General features: G+C 72.4%; 4 protein-coding genes. 1 reads left to right on the forward strand and 3 read right to left on the reverse strand.

Annotated features, from left to right (window positions below):
• Positions 1 to 64: 64 nt before the first annotated feature.
• The 3 genes from FHE66_RS14485 to FHE66_RS14495 form a co-directional block, all read right to left on the reverse strand.
• Positions 65 to 805, reverse strand: a complete 741-nt coding sequence (locus FHE66_RS14485) for a hypothetical protein (RefSeq protein WP_139073692.1) — start codon at positions 803 to 805, stop codon at positions 65 to 67.
• A gap of 158 nt (positions 806 to 963) precedes the next feature.
• Positions 964 to 1,785 carry a sulfurtransferase gene (locus tag FHE66_RS14490; RefSeq protein ID WP_139073693.1) on the reverse strand — a complete coding sequence of 274 codons (822 nt, stop codon included), beginning with the start codon at positions 1,783 to 1,785 and terminating at the stop codon, positions 964 to 966.
• 33 nt (positions 1,786 to 1,818) lie between these two features.
• Positions 1,819 to 2,301: a pyridoxamine 5'-phosphate oxidase family protein gene (locus FHE66_RS14495; RefSeq protein ID WP_139073694.1), complete on the reverse strand. Its 483-nt coding sequence runs from the start codon at positions 2,299 to 2,301 to the stop codon at positions 1,819 to 1,821.
• A 276-nt stretch (positions 2,302 to 2,577) separates the two neighbouring features.
• On the opposite strand from FHE66_RS14495, the gene FHE66_RS14500 reads away from it, so the two are divergent.
• Positions 2,578 to 3,417, forward strand: a complete 840-nt coding sequence (locus FHE66_RS14500) for a hypothetical protein (RefSeq protein WP_139073695.1) — start codon at positions 2,578 to 2,580, stop codon at positions 3,415 to 3,417.
• Positions 3,418 to 3,480: the final 63 nt, after the last annotated feature.

Genomic DNA, 3,480 nt, shown 5'->3' on the forward strand with positions numbered 1-3,480 from the left:
CGCCGGCGTGATCTGCATACGAGAGGGCGCCGGGCAACGTCGCTGCCCACGGCTTGCCTGAGGGTCACCAGGTGGTGTGCTGGGGGTAGGCGGTGCACTCGGTGACGCCGTCGCCGGCGATGACGTATCCGTCGGCCATCGACTCCGCGTTGGCAGGGACGAGGCTGGGGTAGGAGTCCCCTCCGCCGACGATGGCGCCCTCGGCGTTCCGGCAGACGATCCCGATGCGCAGGTTCTCCCACGGCTCCGACGTCGGGTTCGTGAGTCGGATGGTTGCCAGGCCGTAGTCCCCGAGGGTGACCGGGGCCGGCTCGATCGTGGGGAGCGCCTTGCCGCCCATGCCGTAGTCGCTGATGGCGTGGGTCGCCTCCACCCGAGCGGCCCGCGCGGCGCCGACGTCGACCATCGTCCCGACGGCGAACGTGCCCGCCTCGCTGGCGATCACCTCGACCTGCTCGCCGGAGGCGATCAGCTCGTCGTCGGCGTCGAAGACGTTGAAGTGGACGGTGAGGAACTCACCGACGTACCCGCGGGTCTCGACCAGGGCGACCGCCCGGGCGTACTCGCCCTCCTGTCCGACCCCTGCCTCCCTGATGACGATCCCGTCGGCGAGTTCCTCGGACGCGTCCTCGGTTGCCGCCGGGCTCTCCTTCACCGGGGCGGGGGAGGGGGAGGGCTTCTCCTCCTTCGTGGGAGCGGCCCTGGCGGTGACCGTCTCGGCCGGCTGCTGGGTGGTGTCCTCGGTGCCGCACGCGGACAGTGAGAGCAGCGCGACGAGGGACAGGGCAAGGGGGATTCTGCGCACGGGTCCGTGCCTCTCTGAACGATGGAGGGTGGCCGTCGATGGCCACTTCACGTTATCGGCACGTGTATACAGACGTGTCGTGATGTGACAGCGGGACTCCGGACGCCGGCGTCCAGACCGTCAGTGCGGCCGATGGCAGGTACGCCGCGCCGCCTCGCTCAGGCCGGTCCGGTGGCGACGGGGCGGCTGGGGTCGGTGATCCAGTGCGACCAGGAGCCGGGGTACAGGGCGGCGGTGATCCCCGCCTCGTGCGCGGCGAGGACGAGCTGTGCCGCGGTGACGCCCGACCCGCAGTAGGCCGCGACCGGCTCGTCGCCGTCGGCTCCCACCGAGGCGAAGAGCTCGCGCAGGGCGGGCGCGGGGAGGTAGCGGCCGGCGCCGTCGAGGAGCTGGGAGGTGGGCAGGGAGCGCGCGCCGGGGATGTGGCCGGCGACAGGGTCCACCGGCTCGCTCTCGCCGCGGAACCGCTCCGGGGCGCGGGCGTCGAGGACGATGCCGACACGGCCGGCAGCGACGTCGTCGGCGTCGACGGTGGGCAGGTCGCCGGTGGAGGAGGCGGGCGACGACGGCGCGGGCGTGGGGGTTACGTCGCCCGTCTCGAGCGGGCCGCCGGCGGCGACCCACGCGGGGAGCCCGCCGTCGAGGGCGCGCACGTCCTCGTGGCCCAGCCAGCGCAGGCACCACCACGCGCGCGCAGCGGCGGCCGCCACGCCGCCGTCGTACACGACGACGCGGGTGTCCGGGCCGACCCCGAGCCGCCGGAACGCCTCGGCGAGCGCGGCGCGGTCGGGTAGGGGGTGACGGCCGCCGGGGCCGGGCGGGGCGGCGAGGTCGGCGTCGAGGTCGCAGAACACCGCGCCGGGCAGGTGCCCGGCGCGGTAGCCCTCGCGATCCGGCCCGGCGAGCGTCCAGCGGACGTCGAGGAGGAGCGTGGCCTCCTGCTCGGACCGCAGCTGCTCGGGGCTGACAAGCGCGCTCATGCGCTCACTGTGGCACGGCGCGGCGGCCGCGCGTCAGTCGAGCTCGACGGTGCCCGACTCCCCGCCCTCGAAGCGCTGCCCGGTGACCTTCGCCTTCACCAGGCTGAAGAGCTGGACGACCTTGGCGCCGGGCACGTCCCAGTACTGCGCGGCGTGGGCGTGCACCTTGAGCAGGACGACGCCGGGGGTGGTGGGGCCGTCGGGGAACCACGCCTCGACGGAGCTGCTCCACAGCTGCTCGGCGCGGTCGCGGTCGCGCACGACCTCGCAGTCACCGGTGACCGAGACCCACGAGCCGCGCGTGCTGAAGGAGACGTTGACCGACGGGTTGGCCGAGACCTCGGCGACCGTGTCGGAGCGGTCGTCGGCGAAGAACCACAGGTCGCCGTCGAACTCGACCTCCTGCAGGCCCATCGGCCGGCTCACCAGGCGGTGGTCCGCGTCCACGGTCGTGAACATCGCGATTCCGGCGTCCTTGACGAGCTCGGCGATCTTCCTGGTTCCGTCGTCGGTCATCGGGGTCCTCCTCGGACTGGTGGGTGGGGGTCCACCGAAACATGGGGTCATGACCGCCGCGACCGGAGCGTCCCCGCGGAGAAGGGGGGAGGAAGTCGGTCCCTGCCGGCGGTAAGACCTCGACCCCTCCTCGCTGGAGGTCTAACGTGGCAGGTGTTGGCCTGACGTCGCCGACCTCTTTCGCGGGCATTCCTCGGCACTGGTCCAGGAGCCGATACCCAACCGTCTCACCGGCGGTGACGAGTCGCGGGCGTACCCCTGTGGAGGGGAACCATCATGGAGGATCTGGCACGGCTGTTCGGACGAGATGACGTCCTCGCGCTCGAGCGTGAGGTTCCTGGACGCGACACCCGGGACAACGACGTTGGTGTGTTCAACGAGCACATCAGGGGTGAGCTGGCACGGCTGACTCGGGAGGTCGATGCTCCGCAGGCCGCGGACGAGCGCCTCGGCATCCACGGCAGCATGCTGCGCACGACGGTGCTCCACCGCCTCGAGGAGCGGATCGGCGTCGGCGTCGCGGTACGAGACGTCCAGTTCACCATCGGCACGGGGTGCCGACTGATCGGTACCCCGTACGACGTCGAGTACAGCGAGGGCACGGCCTTCGGGTTCGGCGCCAAGCACGACGGCAAGGTCGTCAGCATCGGCACGGAGGGCCAGGCCGCGGGCGGCGTCGGGTTCTACCTGAGCTCACCGGCCGAGGTCGACATGAGCATTACGCCCCAGGGCACCTACGAGTTCTCCTGGTTCGCCGCGGCGGAAGCCCCGGACTGGCGGAGCTTCGGCGGGCTGGGCGTCACCATCTACGCAGACGGGGACTCGACCCCCGTCTTCACTCGACAGGTCCGCCTGTGGGACGTCCACGGCGCCGGTCTGCTGCAGGGCGGCACGGGCAAGGGCGCGTTCGCCAGCGCGTCGAGCCCGGCGCTGCCCGGCGGCTTCGGGCCCATCCCGCTGGCACCGGTCATCGTCCGGATGCGGCCGGGACGTCGCCTCCTCGTGTGGATGTGGTCGTGGCAGATCTCCAACCGGGTGGACGCCACGCTCGCGCTGCTGTCCACGCACGTGCCGGCGGTGCAGCTGTGCGGGTCTCCTCCCTTGGTCATCCACTAGAGCGTCTGTCCCGCGCGCCGTCGGGGAGCAGCCTCGCGCTCCCCGACGACGCGCCGGCCGGCC

The organism is Georgenia sp. 311 (genome assembly GCF_006151955.1).
In the GTDB taxonomy this organism is placed as follows: domain Bacteria; phylum Actinomycetota; class Actinomycetes; order Actinomycetales; family Actinomycetaceae; genus Oceanitalea; species Oceanitalea wutianyii.